Here is a 17963-nt window from a genome sequence, read left to right as displayed (position 1 = left end):
GCGCGTCGCCCCCAGGTGCGCAATTGCGCACCGGGGAATGACGAAGGCTTGTCGGATCAGGCGAACGTGACCGGCCTGAACCGGCGCCAGGCACCGATGGTCACCAGGACGAAGAACACCAGCACGATGCCCTGCACCACGGCAAAGACCGGCCCGGATGGCGGGTTCGGCGGCACGGCCGGCGCCAGCGCCTGCAACGCCGGCACCTTGAGGAAGCTCTGGATGACCAGCACGAAGACGTTGAGATAGAGCGAGACCATCGCGGTCACGATATAGATCGGACGCCAGGCGCCCTTGAGCTGCATCGCATAGAGCGCAATGCAGGCGATCGCGAGCAGCACCAGCGAAAGCCCGCCGATGATGTGCGACGGCAACAGCTTCTCGGTCACCAAAGGCGGAATCACGAAGCCGGTGGCGCTGGTCAGGATCGTGAGCACGAGGAAGATCGCGGTCAGCCCCGGCATCGCGCGCGAGCCGAGCAGCCCGAACATCACGAGCACGCCGGCGACGATTGCAATCAGGCTGATAATGACGTGCACGAGCACCAATGTCGTCATGTGGCGCACTCCCCGTTGAGACCCACGTGCGAGGTTACGATGCGTGACGGAAAATTGCTACATGCTTCGATGGCAGGACGGCCGACATCTCATGAAAAATTTTGCCGGCGCCGGCAATTGCTGAAAATTTTCGCACGCATGTCACACGATGCGGCACGTGCTCCGTGTAAGAAGCCTCATCGATAATAGCGCGGGATCGGTCCGTTATGCGGCGTCTTGCGCTTCGACAGGTCGAACAGCACCTCGTCGACATAGCACCAGCCCCAGCCTTCCGGCGGATCGTAGCCCTCGATCACGGGATGGCCGGTGGCGTGGAAATGCGCGGTCGCATGCCGGTTCGGCGAATCGTCGCAGCAGCCGACATGGCCGCAAGTGCGGCAGATGCGCAAATGCAGCCAGCGGCTGCCGCTCTTCAGGCATTCCTCGCAGCCGAGCGCGCTCGGCGTGACATCCTGGATGCCGGCGATATGGATGCAGCCTTTCGACATCATGCCTCCTACAGCGTCGGACTGCCCGCGTCAGCGAGATAGCCGTGCAGCGCGGCGACGACTTGCGCACCCTCGCCGATCGCGCCGCCGACGCGCTTGACCGATCCGGAGCGGACGTCGCCGACCGCGAACACGCCGGGCACCGTGGTCTCGAGCAGCGGCACGGCGCGCGCGCCCTCGCCGGTCTGCACGCCGGTCATCACGAAGCCGCCGCGGTCGACCTGCACGCCGCAGCCCTCGAGCCAGCCGGTCGCCGGATCGGCGCCGACAAACAAAAAGAGATTGCGGATATCCATGGTGAACTCGTCGGGCGCGAGCCGGCTGCGCCAGCGCACCCGCTGCAGCGTCTCCGCGCCGTCGAGCCCGATCACCTCGGTGTTGAACATCAATTCGATGTTCGGCGTCGCCTCGATGCGCTCGATCAAATAGCGCGACATGCTGGCCCCGAGCCCGCCGCCGCGGATCATCATGTTGACCCTGCGGGCATGCGCCGACAGGAACACCGCCGCCTGTCCCGCGGAGTTGCCGCCGCCGACCAACACGACGTCCTGGTTGGCGCAGAGCCGGGCCTCGATCGGCGAGGCCCAGTACCAGACGCCGCGGCCTTCAAAGGCATCGAGATTGTCGATCTCGGGCCGGCGATAGCGCGCCCCGCTGGCGACCACCACGGATTTCGCGCGCAGCGTATGCCCGCACGCGGTGTCGAGCACGAATGCGCCGGACGCTTTCGTGCAGTCGAGCGATTTGATCGAGACCGGGATCAGCATCTCGGCGCCGAATTTCTGCGCCTGGTTGAAGGCGCGCCCGGCCAGCGCCTGGCCGGAGATGCCGGTCGGAAAGCCCAGATAGTTTTCGATGCGCATGCTGGCCCCGGCCTGGCCGCCGAAGGCGCGGGAATCGAACACCGCAACCGACAGGCCTTCCGATGCCGCATAGACCGCGGTGGCAAGCCCGGCCGGGCCGCTGCCGACCACGGCGACATCGTAGAGTTTTTCATGCGCGCTGTTGCCGATCATGCCGAGCGCCATCGCAAGCGCGGTCTCGGAAGGATTGCGCAGCACCGTGCCGTTGGGACAGACCACCAGCGGCAGCTCGGCGCGCGTCGGCGAATAGCGCGCGACGAGGTCGGCGGCATCCTTGTCGGTCTCGGGGTCGAGCAAGTGGTGCGGCTGGCCGTTGCGCGCCAAAAAATTCTGCAGCGAGGCCATATTGCCGACCGAGGCGGGGCCGATCAGCACCGGCCCGCCGGCGCCGCCCTGGATCAGGCTGACGCGGCGCAGGATCAGCGCTCGCATGATGCGCTCGCCGAGATCGGCCTCCGCAACCAAAAGCGCGCGCAGCCGGTCGGGCGGCAACAGCAGCGTCTCGACCACCCCATCGGCATGGCCGTCGACCAGCGCCGGGCGGCCGGAGAGCTGGCCGATCTCGGCGAGGAACTGGCCCGGTCCCTGGTCGATGATCGGCGCGACATGGCCGAGGCCGTCGCGCTGGGTGATCGAGACATTGCCCGACAGCACCACGAACATGCCGGGCCCGGGCTTGCCGGTCTCGAACAGCGCCTCGCCGTCCTGGTATGCGCGCGGCTCGCCGAAGCGGCGCATCCGCTCGATCTCTTGCGCGGTCAGGGTCGGAAAGGTCTGCTCATGGCGCGGGAAGGCGTAGGCGGTTGCGCTCAGCCGGTTGATTGTCGTGTCTTCTACTACAGCCATGTCGGCGACCCGCTTCTCTTTGCCTACGTTCGTCATTCCGGGGCGTGCGAAGCACGAACCCGGAATCTCGAGGTTCCGGGTTCGCTTCGCGCCCCGGAACGACGTACCCTCATCACTTGCGCCATGCGGAAGTTCTCATTGGATCAGAACCGCGGCTTTAGCCTGTCACTTTGCCAGGCTCGCTTCCGCCATCGTCGTCCAGCGAGCCGTCATCTACCGGGCCGCCATCTAGCGAACCATGGGCGGCTTCGGAAGAGGCCGCATCATCACGACCGCGCGCCTGCGATTTCCGCCGCTTCAGGTTTTCGCGCAGCGCCAGCTTGAGACGATCCTGTCGTGAATCCTTCACGCGGGCTCCGGCCTGCCCGCCGCCTCTGTCCTGATCGCCTGTCATTGCAAAACTCTCGAACCGCCGCCGCCCTGCGCGAGGTGAGCATAGCCAATGGCGGATGCCCGCGCACCCTGCCCGGTCGGCCAGTTGCGGCGATATGATTCGGCGGCAAGCGCGGATCGGAATAGTTTCGGCGCGATCGGGAACCCAATCCGGCCGAAATCGGCCAGGATTGGCCGGAATCAACGGCGAGGCCGTCGATTTCTGCCGATTTCAAGGGCGACAGGGGCGCTGTTTCGCTTGCGCCAAAGGGAGGCCTGTGGCAAGAACCGCCCGCTTGGACGGGCCCTCGGGGCCGATTCAATTTTTCCCGGGCATGCTGCCGTAGCTCAGTGGTAGAGCACTCCATTGGTAATGGAGAGGTCGACAGTTCAATCCTGTCTGGCAGCACCAGGATCTTCATCGCACTGCGACTGAGCCGAAGACCTCCCCGCCCGCCCTGATCCCACTACCCCCTCAACAGCCCTCCGTTCTTCCGTACGAAAATCTACTTTTGGTTGATTTTCGGCCGGAGCTATACTTCTATGTAACTGTAGTTACATGGCGAATTTCAAGACTCCGCAATACGATTGGGAATTGGGGGATTTCACGTGCGCATCAAAACCTTGCTGCCGACGGCTCTTGCGCTGTTGGCATCCTCGTCCGCATTGGGCTTTGAGTTGGTCGATATTGAGCGTGCTTCGGGCTCGCCGCCGGTCATAAGAGCCTTCGACAGTCCCAGGGACGTCTTCGAATACGATCTCAAGGTCCGTAATCTCTGCGATGATGCGCAGAGCCTGAACAACGTGGCGTCGGGCTGGGTCGGAGCGAAGCGAACCGGCAACATATTCCAGGATGGGTTCAATATTCACGACCGGTCTGTCGCCCTTGCGGCCGTCGTCACGTTCCCGAACGCCAAGAGTGACCAGACCAAGCAGGTCAAAGTGCCGATCATAGCGAAAGCCAACTTTGGCGACGTTCAAATTCAGAACTGCGAAGGCACCATCATCACCGACGTTCCGGCGAACGCGAAAGTAAGGCTGCACTTTGAATACAAGCAGTCGGACACCATTCGATTCAACGACCCGACGAAGTTTGTGAGCGGGATTGCGACGGTCGGCACCAGTGCCGTCGCGTTGGGCTCCTTGGCCACGGGCACCGGTATTGGATCGGCGATCGTTCCTGTCGTCTCCTATTTGGAGAAGAACAGCAACGCCATCACCACGCTCAACAACGGGGTGAACTCGATCATGGCGTCGTTTGCGGAAACCAGATCGCCCGATCCCAGGCAGTATGAGATCAGGTCAACCGCCAGCAACATCAGCTACAGAAGCGGCCGAAAGACCGTCATCTCGATCGACAAGATCGTGCGTGACACCGGGCCGGATATTGACGGCGGAAACGGCTGGCTCGAAGTGGACAGGGCCTTTTCCGATCGCTACGGCGAGCTTCAAAGCCAATTCAACAATGCCCAGAATGCGGTTGATTCTCCCTGGTCGGCAAATCTGCCCAAGTTCTGCGCCAAGCTCAGAAGCTATGTGGATGGAGCGACCAAGGGAGACCGCTTCGCCTCGGCTCTCGGTATCGGATTTCACGCCTTCTACAACTCGACGGAGTATGGCGGGAAAACCTGTCTGAACTCATGGGAAATCGCCGCTCTGAAGGCGCACCATTTCGCTCCGCCGTTCCCTGGTGCCTGGCCGACCAATGCGACGCCATCCGCACCCGCGGTCGCTGCACGGTCTTTGACAAGGCCGCCCGGCACATCTGCCCGCATGGCCAACGCTCTCGCTTCACGCTGATGATCTGAACACACCCTGTCGGCGCCGAACGGAGGCGCCGGTAGGACGTGGCTACCGCCTCTCGGGGAGGATTATGCGATCCGGTTGCGGCGGCTACCGCCGGGCCTGAGCCGTCACGTGACCGCTCTATCATGATCGCTATCCGCGCAATCGGCCCTTCGCACTGCTTCCGCGGATCAACGCGCCAGCAGCGCGCCCATCCCGCCGATCGTCAGCACGACGTAGAACGCGAACATACTGCCGACCCATTTCCAATCGATCTGATCGTGTTCGGGGCTGAGGCTTTCGATGATGCCGTGCATGATGGTTTCCTTTCAGAAGCGTTTTCGAGCGAAGTGGGTACCCCTTCGCGTGAAGAAAACGCGTCAAAACAAGAATCTGGAGCCCCGTTCCGATTCAATCGGAACGGAAAAGGCTCTAGAAGTCGACTGCGTGGCGTATAACCCGCGCCTCGAGCACGTCATGTGACTCACTTCACATTTTGCCATCGCGGAGCGGACCAAGCGTGACCGGCCCAGAACTGAAGAAACTGCGCGAACATCTCGGCGAGGCGCTGGGCCGCGAGCTGACGGCGGCTGACATGGCCAAGCTGTGCGGGTTATCGGCCGCCGGCGGCGCCGAGAAGCTGCGCAGATGGGAAGTCAGCGGCCCGACCCCGAAGGTTGCCGCCCTGCTGCGCGTGCTGGCGATGGCGAGCGAGCACTATCCGATCCTGGAGAAGTTCGACGTGTTCGATCGCCACGACGTTCCGGTCAGGGATCGCGCCGCGCGCCGCCAGGCGTTCCGCCAGCAGATGCGCGACGATGTGCGCAAACGACTGGCCTGAAGCGCGATGAGATTGAGTTGAATCGTCAGCGCGCTTCAGCTCCTTGTTCGAGCATGATCGCTTCGGAAAACCGCTTCGCACTTTTCCGGATCATGCTCCAGCCGGCGGCTTGGTTAACAGGAAAGGCGGCTCATGCGCACCGCGTTAAGCCTTGCTTCATTCCACCTTAAGCGTTCGTTAGGCACAACAAAACGTTTCGCCGCAAAGGCTGCGACTTAACGCTCCGAGCAGCGTTCCGGTGACTGCATTTTATTCAAATGCGGTCTAACGCATCGCCGTGGATGGCGCCATTCACGCTGCGCCTCATGACTTGTCCGGAGACTGCCCCTATGAAGAAGTTCCTGCTCGCAACCGCCGCCGTCGCGGCGGCCGTCGCTGCCTTTGGCGCGACCGCCAACGCCGCCGATTTCAACCGTGGCTATTATCAGAAGGCGCCCGCGCCTGTTTACGCCGCTCCGCTCTACAACTGGACCGGCTTCTATCTCGGCGGCCATCTCGGCGGCGTGTTCTCCCAGAACAACAACTTCAACGGCCTCGCGCTGTCCGACTCCGACGCCCGCTTCATGGGCGGCGTGCAGGCCGGCTATGACTGGCAGCTGTCGCCGATGTGGGTGATCGGCCTCGAAGGCCAGTATTCCTGGGTCGGCGGCCATCAGCTCAACGCGATCTTCCCGGGCGGCTACGTCTACAACAACAACCAGCGCGGCATCGGCTCGATCACCGGCCGCGTCGGCTACACCTGGGGTCCGGGCCTGATCTATGTGAAGGGCGGTTATGCCTATTCCGACAACAACGAAACGGTGACGCTGGGCGGCGCGCCGGTCGGCTTCAGGCTCAGCGACAACCACAGCAACGGCTGGACCATCGGCGGCGGCGCCGAATACATGTTCGCGCCGAACTGGTCGGCCAAGGTCGAGTACCAGTACTATGACTTCGGCGACAGCCGCTTCACCGCGCCGGGCGCGCTGGTGCCGGTCGGCAGCTTCCACAACGACGAGCACACGGTGAAGGCGGGCCTCAACTACCGCTTCAATCTCGGCAACCTCGGCGGCCCCGCTTACGGCCGCTACTAGAGCCATCCCCGTTCCGATTGCATCGGAACGGGGGCTCTGGATCTTTGTTTGACGCGTTTTCTTCACGCGAACCGGTACCCACTTCGCTCGAAAACGCTATTGAGAATACGCCCCACAACCAAAAGTGGAAAAGGCCGGCGCAAGCCGGCCTTTTTGCATCCGATCCGTGCATCGATTCCGCACAGCGAACCAGGACGGCCTGCTGCGCGGCAGCCCTGAAAAATCCCGCAGATCGTCGCAATTTTCCCGATTTTGTTAACCGGCCGCACCGATACTCCCGCGCCGGGGAAACATCCAAGAGTAGTGGCCAAGGTAGTGGCCAAGCGTAGTGGGCCAGGGGGCACAGGGGCAATGGCGTTTCGGTTCAAGCTCGGCAAACCAAATCTCAAGCGTATCCATCTGCCGCAGATGGGCGTCAGGGGCAGCCTGTTCGCGGCATTCGCTGTCATCGCAGGCATGGCGCTGGTGATCAGCGCAGGCGCCGGCATCGTGCTGCATCGGCTCGGCGGCACCATGACCGATCTCTCTGGCCGCGACATTCCGCGGCTTGCCGCCAGCCTGCAACTGGCCGCGCAAAGCGCTTCGCTGGCGGCGCAAGGCCCCGGCCTGCTCGCCGTGCAGAGCGAGGACGCACTGAACGATCGCACCAGGAAGGTGCAGGACGTCGCGCGGCTCACCAACGCCAAGCTTGGCGAGATCATCGAGCTCGGCGCCGACAAATCCGTGGTCAGCGCGCTGCAGGAGAACGTCAAGAACACCGACGAGGCGACCAAGAGCCTGATCTCGGCGGCGCGCGAGCGGCTCGAGGTCGGCGCGCTGCGCGACAAGCAGTACAACGCGCTGCGCAAGGCGCAGGCAGCGTTCGTCTCCGCCGCCAGTCCCGCGATGCTCGACGCGCAGACCCGGCTCAACGCCATCCTCGCCGCGGCCGAGGTGTCCGCGGACGACGCCACTGAAGCGGCCCGCACCGTCGGCCAGATCAGCAACGTGCTCGCCGCCGGCAATCTGATGGCCGCCGACATGACCGCGGCGCTGTCGGCCAATTCCAGCGAGACGCTCGATGCGATCGAGGCCGAATTCAAGAAGGGGCGCGAACGCATCAAGTCCAACCTCGAGGACCTCCCGAACAATCCCTCGATCGTGGCGGTGCGCGACACCGCCTCGCGGCTGCTGGTGCTCGGCGAAGGCAAGACCGGCGTGTTCAAGATCCGCCAGAAGGAGCTCGACGCGATCGACTACGGCCAGACCATCCTGGAAGAGACGCGCAAGCTCAATGTCGGGCTCGGCATCAGCGTCCAGCAGCTGGTCGACGCGGTGCAGAAGGAGACCGACAGTTCGACCTTCCAGGCGCGGCATCAGATCTCGCTCGCCACCATGGTGATGATCGGCCTCGGCGCGCTGACCCTGGTCGGCTCGTTCCTGTTCGTCTGGCTCTATGTCGGACGCAACATCCTGCGCCGCATCCGCGGCCTGCAGCGCTCGATGCAGCTATTGTCCGACGGCGACCTCGACACTGAGATCCCGCAGAGCCGCCAGCGCGACGAGATCGCCGTCATGGCCGACGCGCTGCAGGTGTTCCGCGAGAGCATGGTCGAGAGCCGCGAGCTCACGGAAACCCAGAACAAGGACCGCAGCGCCAAGGCGGAGCGCGCCTCGCGCATGGAAGCGCAGATCGTCACGTTCGAATCCAACGTCCGCAGCGCGCTCGGCAGTCTGCAGACCGCGGCGAACTCGATGCAGTCGACCGCGCAGAGCATGTCGGCGACCGCCGACCAGTCGAGCGCGCTGGTCAACGCCGTCGCGTCGGCCGCCGAGGAAACCTCGGTCAACGTGCAGACGGTGTCGGCCGGCACCGAGGAGCTGTCGTCCTCGATCCAGGAGATCGGCCGCCAGGTCGTCACCTCGGCGGAGATCGCCCGCAAGGCGGTGGAGGAAGCCAGCGCCACCGACAGCACGATGCAGGGGCTCGCCGACAATGCCGCACGCATCAGCGTCGTGGTCGACCTGATCCAGACCATCGCCTCGCAGACCAATCTGCTCGCGCTCAACGCCACCATCGAGGCGGCGCGCGCCGGCGAGGCCGGCCGCGGCTTTGCCGTGGTCGCCTCCGAGGTGAAGAACCTCGCGAGCCAGACCGCAAAAGCGACCGAGGAAATCCGCCAGCAGATCGTCAGCATGCAGGAGGTGACGACGACGGCCGTCTCGGCCATCCGCAACATCTCGAGCACGATCGGCGAGATCAACGACGTCACCACCGCGATCGCCGCCGCGGTCGAGCAGCAGGGTGCGGCGACCCGCGAGATCGCCCGCAACATCCAGCATGCGGCGGGCGGCACCAGCGAGGTGTCGAGCAACATCGTCGGCGTCTCGACCGCCTCGGCCGAGGCGGGCACCGCCGCCGGCGAGGTGCTGAGCGCCTCCGACGCACTGCGCCGCGAGGCCGACGTGCTGCGCTCGGAGATCGACGGCTTCCTGTCGAACATCCGCGCGGCGTAGATTGCGCGCGAAATTGCAGCTCTGACCTCCCCTTGAAAAGGGGAGGTCGCTTTGCTCTTCAGAGCAAAGCGGGTGGGGATCCGCTCTCTCGGCTTGCAGCGTCGCCTGCGGCTGACCCCCATCCCAACCTTCCCCCTTTCAGGGGGGAAGGAGAAGACAGAACCCGGCTTACGCTTCGTTTGATCCGGGCTACGGAATTCCGGCGATTTCCCATCGCTTTCTCCGGACGACTATCTGATTTTTCGGCTGGCGCGGCGGGCAATGTGCCGCTAAGCCCGTAGCATGGACAAGAAGACCGACCCCGTGCACTCCTCGGCGGAGGCACTGCGATACCCCTGGGAGAACCATCCCGGCCACGACCAGGTCGTGGAGGTGGCTCCCGGCGTGCTGTGGGCGCGGCTGAAGCTGCCGTTCCGCCTCAACCATGTGAACGTCTATCTGCTCGCCGACGGCGACGGCTGGACCATGGTGGATGCCGGCTTCGGCAATGAGGAATCGATCGCGGCCTGGACCACGCTGTTCGAGGGGCCGCTGAAGCACGTCAAGGTCACCCGCCTGATCGTGACGCATTCGCATCCCGACCATGTCGGTCTCGCCGGCTGGATCACCGAGCGCTTCGGCTGCCCGCTGTTCATGTCGCAGGTGGAATATCTGCAGTCGGTTTATCACCAGAACCGCGGCACCGAGGAGCGGCGCAACGCGCAGCGGCTGTTCTTCCGCCGCCACGGCATGGATGAGGACCTCACCGAGAAGCTGCTCGGCCGCGGCCAGGATTACCTGAAGCGCGTGTCGGTGCTGCCGCCGTCCTATCACCGCCTCACCCACGGCGACGAGGTCGTGATCGGCACGCGGCGCTTCAAGGTGATCACCGGCGGCGGCCACGCGCTCGACCAGGTGATGCTGTATTGCGCGGCCGACAAGCTGTTCCTGTCCGCCGACCAGGTGCTGAGCAAGATCTCGCCCAATGTCAGCGTCTGGGCGGTCGAGCCCGAGCAGAACTCGCTCGGCGAATATCTGGCCTCGCTGGCGAGCCTGACCACCACCCTGCCCTACGACGTGATGGTGCTGCCGGGCCACGGCGTGCCGTTCTACGGGCTGAAGACCCGGATCAAGCAGCTCGCCGATCACCATGAGGAGCGCTGCCGGCTGATCGCCGAGGCCTGCCGCGAGGTGCCGCAGACCTCCAAGGAGCTGGTGCCGGTGGTGTTCCACAAGCACGTGCTGGACGAGCACCAGATGGGCTTTGCCGCCGGCGAGCTGGTCGCCCATGTCAACTACATGCTGGTCGAGGGCCGCCTGACGGCCGAGATGCACGCCGACGGCATGCTGCGCTTCAAGACGACCTGAGCCCCGGCCGGGCGGCAAGCGTCGCCCGGCGATATGACCGAAATCGAGCCGAACGGTCCCCAGCTAGGGCAATTTGCCCAACTGCGGCGCATGCCCAGATGTGGGTCAATGCATGGACATTAGAGCTGGAAAAGCTCTAAGAAGAAGCAGTCATTCCGGTCAGGTTCCGCTTTCTGGGTTTGCCGATGGATTACAGCCAGTTCTTCAATACCGCCCTCAACCGCCTGCATGACGAGCGGCGCTACCGGGTGTTCGCCGACCTCGAACGGATCGCGGGACGCTTCCCGCACGCCACCTGGCATTCGCCGAAGGGCAGCCGCAACGTCGTGATCTGGTGCTCCAACGACTATCTCGGCATGGGCCAGCACCCCAAGGTGGTCGGCGCCATGGTCGAGACCGCGACCCGGGTCGGCACCGGCGCCGGCGGCACCCGCAACATCGCGGGCACCCATCATCCGCTGGTGCAGCTCGAGGCGGAACTCGCCGACCTCCACGGCAAGGAAGCCTCGCTGCTGTTCACCTCGGGCTATGTCTCGAACCAGACCGGTATCTCGACGCTCGCCAAGCTGATCCCGAACTGCCTGATCCTGTCGGACGCGCTGAACCACAATTCGATGATCGAAGGCGTGCGCCAGGCCGGCTGCGAACGCCAGATCTTCCGTCACAACGACGTCGCGCATCTCGAGGAGCTCTTGATCGCCGCCGGTCCCGACCGGCCGAAGCTGATCGTCTGCGAGAGCCTTTATTCGATGGACGGCGACGTCGCGCCGCTCGGCAAGATCTGCGATCTCGCCGAGAAATACGGCGCCATGACCTATCTCGACGAAGTGCATGCGGTCGGCATGTACGGCCCGCGCGGCGGCGGCATCGCCGAGCGCGACGGCGTGATGCACCGGATCGATATCGTCGAGGGCACGCTGGCAAAAGCCTTCGGCTGCCTCGGCGGCTACATTGCAGGCCGCGCCGAGGTCATCGACGCGGTGCGCTCCTATGCGCCGGGCTTCATCTTCACGACCGCGCTGCCGCCGGCAATCTGCTCGGCCGCGACGGCTGCGATCCGGCACCTGAAGACCTCGAACTGGGAGCGCGAGCGCCACCAGGACCGGGCTGCCCGCACCAAGGCGATCCTGACCGCCGCCGGCCTGCCTGTGATGTCGAGCGACACCCATATCGTGCCGCTGTTCGTCGGCGATCCCGAGAAGTGCAAGCGGGCCTCCGACCTGCTGCTCGAGGACCACGGCATCTACATCCAGCCGATCAACTATCCGACGGTCGCCAAGGGCACCGAGCGGCTGCGCATCACGCCCTCGCCCTACCATGACGACGGCCTGATCGACGCGCTGGCCGAGGCGCTGCTCCAGGTCTGGGACCGGCTCGGCCTGCCCCTGCACCAGAAGTCGCTGGCCGCCGAGTAACCCTATCCGTTTCCGACCCCTAATTTGGGCCGGCCGTGCATCGCGCGGCCGGCCCTTTGCGTTATAATCCTGACAACCGGCCCTTCCCCAGCGGCCGGGACAGGAGATGAGCAGCGATGCTGCACGACTGGGGCGTAATCGCCACGGCGTTCGCCTACATCGGATTGTTGTTCTTCATTGCCAGCCGCGGCGATCGCACGTCGCCCGGCGAGCGCGGCCGCGCCAGCCAGTGGATCTATCCGCTGTCGATGGCGATCTACTGCACCTCCTGGACCTTCTTCGGCTCGGTCGGCTTCGCTACCCGCACCAGCATCGACTTCCTGGCGATCTATGTCGGCCCGATCGTGATGGTCGGGCTGTGCACGCCGCTGCTGCGCCGGGTGATCGCGCTCGCCAAGTCGCAAAACATCACCTCGATCGCCGACTTCATCGCCGCGCGCTACGGCAAGAGCCAGGCGGTGGCGGCGACCGTGGCGCTGATCGCGATCATCGGCTCGGTGCCCTACATCGCGCTGCAGCTGAAGGCGGTGGCGGCGTCGCTGGAGACCATCCTGAGCGAGGACCAGGCGTTCTCGAAAATCCCTGTGATCGGCGACATCGCGCTGATGGTGACACTGGCGATGGCGGTGTTCGCGGTGCTGTTTGGCACCCGCCACACCGACGCGACCGAGCACCAGCACGGCCTGATCCTCGCGATCGCGGCCGAGTCCATCGTCAAGCTGGTCGCCTTCATCGCCGCCGGCGCCTTCGTCACCTTCTGGATGTTCTCTCCGGTCGAGCTCTACGAGCGCGCCCTGAAGACGCCGGAGGCGGTGCGCGCGATCGAATATGTGCCGTCGATCGGCAATTTCCTGATCATGACGCTGCTGTCGTTCTGCGCGGTCATGCTGCTGCCGCGCCAGTTCCATGTCAGCGTGGTGGAGAATTCGACGCCCGCCGAAGTCACCCGGGCGCGCTGGCTGTTCCCGCTCTACCTTGTCGCCATCAACCTGTTCGTGATTCCGATCGCGATCGCCGGCCTCGTCATCTTCCCGTTCGGCGCGGTCGATGCCGACATGTTCGTGCTGGCGCTGCCGATCGAGGGCAATTCGCAATTGCTCAGCCTCGCCGTGTTCGTCGGCGGGCTGTCGGCGGCGACCGCGATGGTGATCGTCGAATGCGTCGCGCTGTCGATCATGGTCTCCAACGACATCGTGCTGCCGCTGGTGTTGCCGCGCAGCGACGACGCCAGCGCCGGCCAGAAGGACTTTGGCGATTTCCTGCTGAAGGCGCGCCGCTTCTCGATCTTCGCCATCATGGTGTTGGCGTATTTCTACTATCGCGCGCTCGGCAACACCCAGCTGGTCGCGATCGGCCTGTTGTCGTTTGCCGCGATCACCCAGCTGGCGCCGGCGTTCTTCGGCGGCCTGTTCTGGCGCAGAGCCACCGCACGCGGCGCCATGGCGGGCATGCTGGTCGGCTTCGCGACGTGGCTCTACACGCTGTTCATCCCGAGCTTCCTGGAGAACTCGACCGCCGGCCTGATGCTGCTGCAGCACGGGCCGTTCGGGATCGAGGCGTTGCGGCCGCAGGCGCTGTTCGGCGCCGACCTGCCGCCGCTGCTGCACGGCGTGCTGTGGAGCCTTGCGCTCAACATCCTCACCTATGTGCTGTTCTCGCTGGCGCGCGCGCCGTCCTCGATCGAGCTGTTGCAGGCCGACGTGTTCGTGCCCAACGCGCTGGCCCCGATCGCGCCCAGCTTCCGGCGCTGGCGCACCACGGTGACGGTGGAGGACATCCAGAGCACGGTGACGCAATATCTCGGCCCCGACCGCACCCGCGAGGCCTTCGCTTCCTTCGCCGTCGACCGCAACATCGTGCTGCTGGCGTCGGCGCCGGCCGATTTCGAGCTGCTGCAGCATGCCGAGCGGTTGATCGCCTCCTCGATCGGGGCGGCGTCCTCGCGCCTCGTGATGTCGCTGCTGCTGCAGCGGCGCACGGTGTCGGCCAAGGCCGCGTTGAAACTGCTCGACGACTCCCACGCCGCCCTGCACTTCAACCGCGAGATCCTGCAGACCGCGCTCAATCACGTGCGCCAGGGCATCGCGGTGTTCGACGCCGATCTGCAGCTGATCTGTTCCAACCGCCAGTTCTCCGAATTGCTGGGGCTGCCGCAGCATCTGGTGCAACTCGGCATCCCGCTGTCCGAGATCCTCGAATTCATGGGCGCGATCAGTCCGCCCGCGGCCGGCGACGCCGACAGCCTGCTGCAGGCCCGCCTGCGCGCCTACACCACCGAGGGCGAGCCTTATCTGGAACGCTTCACCGACCGCCATCTGGTGATCGAGGTACGTGCCAACCGCATGCCGGGCGGCGGGCTCGTCATCACCTTCTCCGACGTCACGCCGAGCTTCGAGGCGGCAGAGGCGCTGGAGCGCGCCAACGCGACGCTGGAAAAGCGGGTGCGCGACCGCACCGAGGAGCTGACGCGGCTGAACTCGGAGCTGGCGCTCGCCAAGGGCATCGCGGAAGACGCCAACGCCTCCAAGACGCGGTTCCTGGCGGCCGCCAGCCACGACATCCTGCAGCCGCTCAATGCGGCGCGCCTCTACGTCACGAGCCTGGTCGAGCGCCAGAACGGCGGCGAGGATTCGCGCCTGGTCGAGAACATCGACGACTCGCTCGAAGCGATCGAGGACATTCTGGGCGCGCTGCTCGACATTTCCAGGCTCGATGCCGGCGCCATGACGCCGGCGATCACGAGCTTCCGGATGGCCGACCTGATGCGCTCGCTGGAGATCGAGTTCATGCCGATCGCCCGCGACAAGGGCCTCGACCTGCGCTTCGTGGCCTGCTCGCTGCCGGTCGAATCCGACCGCTCGCTGCTGCGCAGGCTGCTGCAGAACTTCATCTCCAACGCGATCAAATATACCCCGCGCGGCCGCGTCTTGATCGGCTGCCGCCGCCGCGGCACCACGCTCCAGATCAGCATCTTCGACACCGGCGTCGGCATTCCCGTGCAGAAGCGCGGTGAGATCTTCAAGGAATTCCACCGCCTCGAGCAGGGCGCCCGGATCGCCCGCGGCCTCGGTCTCGGCCTGTCGATCGTCGAACGGCTGGCGCGGGTGCTCAACCACCGCATCGCAATCTCGGCCAATGTCAGCGGCGGCTCGGCGTTCTCGGTCACCGTGCCGGTCGCGACCGCGGTCAACCATACTGCGGCCGTCACCACCGCTACGCCGCTGTCGAAGACGCCGATGAGCGGCTCGCTGATCGTCTGCATCGAGAACGATCCCGCCATCCTCGACGGCATGAAGACGCTGCTGACGGCGTGGGACGCCGAGGTGATCGCGGTGCTCGACGCCGACGGCGCGATCAGCGCGATCGAGGCCGCCGGCGGCCGCGTCACCGGCGTCCTGGTCGACTACCATCTCGACCGCGGCAACGGCGTCGCCGCGATCCGCGAGATCCGCCGCCGCTTCGGCGACGGCATTCCGGCGATCCTGATTACCGCCGACCGCAGTCCGGCGGTGCGCGCCGCCGCGCGCGAGGAGAACATCGCGGTGCTGAACAAGCCGGTCAAACCCGCCTCGCTGCGCGCCCTGCTCGGACAGTGGCGCACCCAGCAGATGGTCGCGGCGGCGGAGTAGCGCGCGGCGGCGCAATCCGGGCGCGCATCTCGCTTTGGATCATGATGCAATTGGATCGAATCGCATCATGAAGGCGCCGCAAGGACACTGCGCTCCCTCCCGTAAGCGCGAGAGGTGAAGCGAGCCTGCGGAGTGGCCGGCTCAACCGAAAATCACATGCTCCGCAAGATCGCCAAGCGTCGGTTCAGTTCGGTCCCATTCCGGCCGACGCCGGGTGCCCTGGCACCTGAAAGCGCTTGCCTGTGTCGGTAACGTTGGTTCCGTCGACCTTGAGGATCGAGAAATCCTGGCTGAGGTAGTTCCCGACCAGGATGTATTTTCCGTCAGGCGTGAAGACCGCGGCCTCAGGCAGTCCACCGACTTCGATATCTCCGGTCTTGGTCACTTTCTTGCCGTCGATCTTCAGGACCGAGACGCTGCCGTTCTTCTCATGGAAGAACGCATTCTTCATGTTCGAGCCGCGCAGGATCACCGAGACTGCGAGATCCCCCTTCGGACTGACGCCAAGCCCCTCCGGTCCATCGCCGACCACCACGCGATCGATGATGCGCGGCGGCTTCGCTTCGAGATCGATGACGCTGGCCGTGTCGACGCTGCCGTCCGACGCGCCTGAGTTGCCATTGTCCGACGTCAACGCGATCTTGCTGTTCGGGGTCACTGCGACATTGTAAGGCCATTGGCCGGCCGGCAGGTCTATCTTGGTGTAGGTGACTTTGTCGCCGGCGATATCGAGCACCGATATCTTGTGCGCGGGAAAACGCGCGACCAGCGCGTGCTTGCCGTCTGGCGCGAACGCGACATGTGCGACACTGTCAGGCATCGATATCGTGTCGGTGATCTTGACGTCAGTGCCGTTGACCGAAAGTACGCTGATCGAATTGTCCCCGCGGTTGGCGACCAACGCCATCTTGCCATCGGGACTGAAGCTCAATCCTGATGGCTGCTTTCCGCCAGCAATGGTCGCGGCCAGCTTGGGCGGGGTCGTCTTGAGATCGATCACATAGATCTTGTTGTCCGGCACCTGCTTCAGAGCGTCGCCTTCCTTCACCACGTCAACCGAGTCCGCGACCAGCGCCACGGCTCCGGTCGGATCGATAGCAACGTTGACCGGGGGACCGACCACCGAGTTCTTCAATGGGAGAGAAGCCGCAATCTTCGGGTTCTCGGGATCGGCGAGATCGACGATCAGCACTTGATCCTTGCCGGGCGCTGACAACACCGGCTTGCCGTCGTCATCCCATAACAGCTTCTCATCCAGGCCGACGATCATCAGCGGCTTGGCCTGAGCGCAATTGAAAAAGCCGGCACCGAGAAGGATTGCCGCAGCCAGAGATAGTCCGGCGACACGAGTTACCGAAGTCATGGCGTTCTCCCCAAAAGCACGCGGCCTCTCACGGGCCGATGCCGGACAGGATACCCGGTTTTCTACCGACGCGCACTTTGAGTGAGGATCTGGATGGCTTCGCCGGAAGCCTGCCATCGGGCGCGCATTCGCGCCACCCGCCGGCTCGCGATGCCGTGGCCCGAGCCCGGCAATCACAGCTGGAGTTGCTCGGGACTACGTCGGCGGCGTGCCCTGGCGCCATTGGCCGCCGGCGATCTTGGCGGCGGCGATCACGGCTTGGGTGCGGCTTTCGACGCCGAGCTTCTGCAGGATCGCCGAGACATGGGCCTTGATGGTCGCTTCGGAGACGCCGAGCTCATAGGCGATCTGCTTGTTGAGCAGCCCCTCGGACAGCATCATCAGCACCCGCACCTGCTGCGGGGTCAGCGTCACCAGCCGGTCGCGCAGCCGCGTCATGTCGGGATCGCCAGCCGCCGACAGATCGGTGTCCGGCGGCACCCAGACGTCGCCCTCCATCACCTTCATGATGGCATCCCGCAGCGTCTCGACGCCGAAGCGCTTGGGAATGAAACCGGAGGCGCCGAAGTCGAGCGAGCGGCGGATGGTTCCGGCATCGTCGCTGGCGGAGACAATCACCACCGGGATCGCCGGATACTGCGCCCGCAGATAGATCAAGCCGGAGAAGCCGCTGATCCCCGGCATGCTCAGATCGAGCAGGATCAGGTCGACCTCGGAGTCCCGCTCCAACAGCGCGGTCAGGTCCTCGAACGATCCGGCCTCGCTGATCGTGGCCGAAGTCACGACGCTCGACACCGCCTGGCGCAACGCATCGCGGAACAACGGATGGTCGTCGGCGATGACAAGATGAGTATTGGCAGCAGCAGTCATCTCAGTCCCACAAGCGGG

The 17963-nt window shown here is 64.8% G+C and carries 14 protein-coding genes and 1 tRNA gene; 8 read left to right on the top strand and 7 right to left on the bottom strand.

Annotated features, from left to right (window positions below):
- Positions 1-56 precede the first annotated feature (56 nt).
- From ACVWY5_RS42665 to ACVWY5_RS42650, 4 genes are all read right to left on the bottom strand, one after another.
- Positions 57-557: a hypothetical protein gene (locus ACVWY5_RS42665; RefSeq protein ID WP_038377410.1), complete on the bottom strand. Its 501-nt coding sequence runs from the start codon at positions 555-557 to the stop codon at positions 57-59.
- 176 nt (positions 558-733) lie between these two features.
- Complete coding sequence (locus ACVWY5_RS42660; RefSeq protein WP_028333718.1) at positions 734-1045, bottom strand: UBP-type zinc finger domain-containing protein; 312 nt, start codon at positions 1043-1045, stop codon at positions 734-736.
- Between the two features lie 8 nt (positions 1046-1053).
- On the bottom strand, positions 1054-2754 hold the full coding sequence (locus ACVWY5_RS42655) for an FAD-dependent oxidoreductase (protein ID WP_051376116.1): 1701 nt from the start codon (positions 2752-2754) through the stop codon (positions 1054-1056).
- 157 nt (positions 2755-2911) lie between these two features.
- Positions 2912-3148, bottom strand: coding sequence for a hypothetical protein (locus tag ACVWY5_RS42650; RefSeq protein ID WP_283089254.1), 237 nt, complete (start codon positions 3146-3148; stop codon positions 2912-2914).
- 315 nt (positions 3149-3463) lie between these two features.
- On the opposite strand from ACVWY5_RS42650, the gene ACVWY5_RS42645 reads away from it, so the two are divergent.
- Both ACVWY5_RS42645 and ACVWY5_RS42640 read left to right on the top strand, forming a co-directional pair.
- A tRNA-Thr gene (locus ACVWY5_RS42645) sits at positions 3464-3538 on the top strand.
- Positions 3539-3735: 197 nt separating this feature from the next.
- On the top strand, positions 3736-4926 hold the full coding sequence (locus ACVWY5_RS42640; protein WP_028333720.1) for a hypothetical protein: 1191 nt from the start codon (positions 3736-3738) through the stop codon (positions 4924-4926).
- A gap of 176 nt (positions 4927-5102) precedes the next feature.
- Here the strand turns inward: ACVWY5_RS42640 and ACVWY5_RS42635 are convergent, their stop codons facing one another.
- Positions 5103-5228 carry a hypothetical protein gene (locus tag ACVWY5_RS42635; protein WP_283089253.1) on the bottom strand — a complete coding sequence of 42 codons (126 nt, stop codon included), beginning with the start codon at positions 5226-5228 and terminating at the stop codon, positions 5103-5105.
- A gap of 203 nt (positions 5229-5431) precedes the next feature.
- Here ACVWY5_RS42635 and ACVWY5_RS42630 point away from each other — a divergent pair, with 203 nt between their 5' ends.
- The 6 genes from ACVWY5_RS42630 (at position 5432) to ACVWY5_RS42605 (ending at position 15712) form a co-directional block, all read left to right on the top strand.
- On the top strand, positions 5432-5752 hold the full coding sequence (locus tag ACVWY5_RS42630) for a hypothetical protein (protein WP_028333721.1): 321 nt from the start codon (positions 5432-5434) through the stop codon (positions 5750-5752).
- A 329-nt stretch (positions 5753-6081) separates the two neighbouring features.
- The gene (locus ACVWY5_RS42625; protein ID WP_028333722.1) at positions 6082-6825 is read left to right on the top strand and encodes an outer membrane protein; all 744 of its coding nucleotides are present in this window, start codon (positions 6082-6084) and stop codon (positions 6823-6825) included.
- Positions 6826-7176: 351 nt separating this feature from the next.
- Positions 7177-9321, top strand: coding sequence for a methyl-accepting chemotaxis protein (locus ACVWY5_RS42620; protein WP_028333723.1), 2145 nt, complete (start codon positions 7177-7179; stop codon positions 9319-9321).
- Between the two features lie 282 nt (positions 9322-9603).
- Positions 9604-10668 (top strand): MBL fold metallo-hydrolase, encoded by a 1065-nt coding sequence (locus ACVWY5_RS42615; RefSeq protein WP_028333724.1) that lies wholly within the window; start codon positions 9604-9606, stop codon positions 10666-10668.
- Between the two features lie 185 nt (positions 10669-10853).
- Positions 10854-12083 carry a 5-aminolevulinate synthase gene (hemA, locus tag ACVWY5_RS42610; protein WP_028333725.1) on the top strand — a complete coding sequence of 410 codons (1230 nt, stop codon included), beginning with the start codon at positions 10854-10856 and terminating at the stop codon, positions 12081-12083.
- 116 nt (positions 12084-12199) lie between these two features.
- Entirely contained in the window at positions 12200-15712 is a 3513-nt protein-coding gene (locus tag ACVWY5_RS42605; protein WP_028333726.1) for a PAS domain-containing hybrid sensor histidine kinase/response regulator, read from the top strand.
- A gap of 184 nt (positions 15713-15896) precedes the next feature.
- On the opposite strand, the gene ACVWY5_RS42600 is transcribed toward ACVWY5_RS42605, so the two are convergent.
- Together ACVWY5_RS42600 and ACVWY5_RS42595 are read right to left on the bottom strand one after the other, a co-directional pair.
- On the bottom strand, positions 15897-17192 hold the full coding sequence (locus tag ACVWY5_RS42600) for a lactonase family protein (RefSeq protein ID WP_244978816.1): 1296 nt from the start codon (positions 17190-17192) through the stop codon (positions 15897-15899).
- A gap of 78 nt (positions 17193-17270) precedes the next feature.
- Positions 17271-17945, bottom strand: coding sequence for a response regulator (locus tag ACVWY5_RS42595; RefSeq protein WP_028333728.1), 675 nt, complete (start codon positions 17943-17945; stop codon positions 17271-17273).
- Between the last annotated feature and the right edge of the window lie 18 nt (positions 17946-17963).

Source organism: Bradyrhizobium sp. USDA 3256, assembly GCF_054058275.1.
Note: the sequence above shows the minus strand (reverse complement) of the source record. Positions and strands in the feature narration are given on the sequence as shown.

What these genes read in the sequence shown, in the direction of transcription:
- ACVWY5_RS42650 (WP_283089254.1), bottom strand. Translation starts at nt 3,148, where the DNA reads ATGACAGGCGATCAGGACAGAGGCGGCGGGCAGGCCGGAGCCCGCGTG.
- ACVWY5_RS42615 (WP_028333724.1), top strand. Translation starts at nt 9,604, where the DNA reads ATGGACAAGAAGACCGACCCCGTGCACTCCTCGGCGGAGGCACTGCGA.
- ACVWY5_RS42605 (WP_028333726.1), top strand. Translation starts at nt 12,200, where the DNA reads ATGCTGCACGACTGGGGCGTAATCGCCACGGCGTTCGCCTACATCGGA.
- hemA (WP_028333725.1), top strand. Translation starts at nt 10,854, where the DNA reads ATGGATTACAGCCAGTTCTTCAATACCGCCCTCAACCGCCTGCATGAC.
- ACVWY5_RS42635 (WP_283089253.1), bottom strand. Translation starts at nt 5,228, where the DNA reads ATGCACGGCATCATCGAAAGCCTCAGCCCCGAACACGATCAGATCGAT.
- ACVWY5_RS42655 (WP_051376116.1), bottom strand. Translation starts at nt 2,754, where the DNA reads ATGGCTGTAGTAGAAGACACGACAATCAACCGGCTGAGCGCAACCGCC.
- ACVWY5_RS42665 (WP_038377410.1), bottom strand. Translation starts at nt 557, where the DNA reads ATGACGACATTGGTGCTCGTGCACGTCATTATCAGCCTGATTGCAATC.
- ACVWY5_RS42625 (WP_028333722.1), top strand. Translation starts at nt 6,082, where the DNA reads ATGAAGAAGTTCCTGCTCGCAACCGCCGCCGTCGCGGCGGCCGTCGCT.
- ACVWY5_RS42600 (WP_244978816.1), bottom strand. Translation starts at nt 17,192, where the DNA reads ATGGCAGGCTTCCGGCGAAGCCATCCAGATCCTCACTCAAAGTGCGCG.
- ACVWY5_RS42595 (WP_028333728.1), bottom strand. Translation starts at nt 17,945, where the DNA reads ATGACTGCTGCTGCCAATACTCATCTTGTCATCGCCGACGACCATCCG.
- ACVWY5_RS42620 (WP_028333723.1), top strand. Translation starts at nt 7,177, where the DNA reads ATGGCGTTTCGGTTCAAGCTCGGCAAACCAAATCTCAAGCGTATCCAT.
- ACVWY5_RS42660 (WP_028333718.1), bottom strand. Translation starts at nt 1,045, where the DNA reads ATGTCGAAAGGCTGCATCCATATCGCCGGCATCCAGGATGTCACGCCG.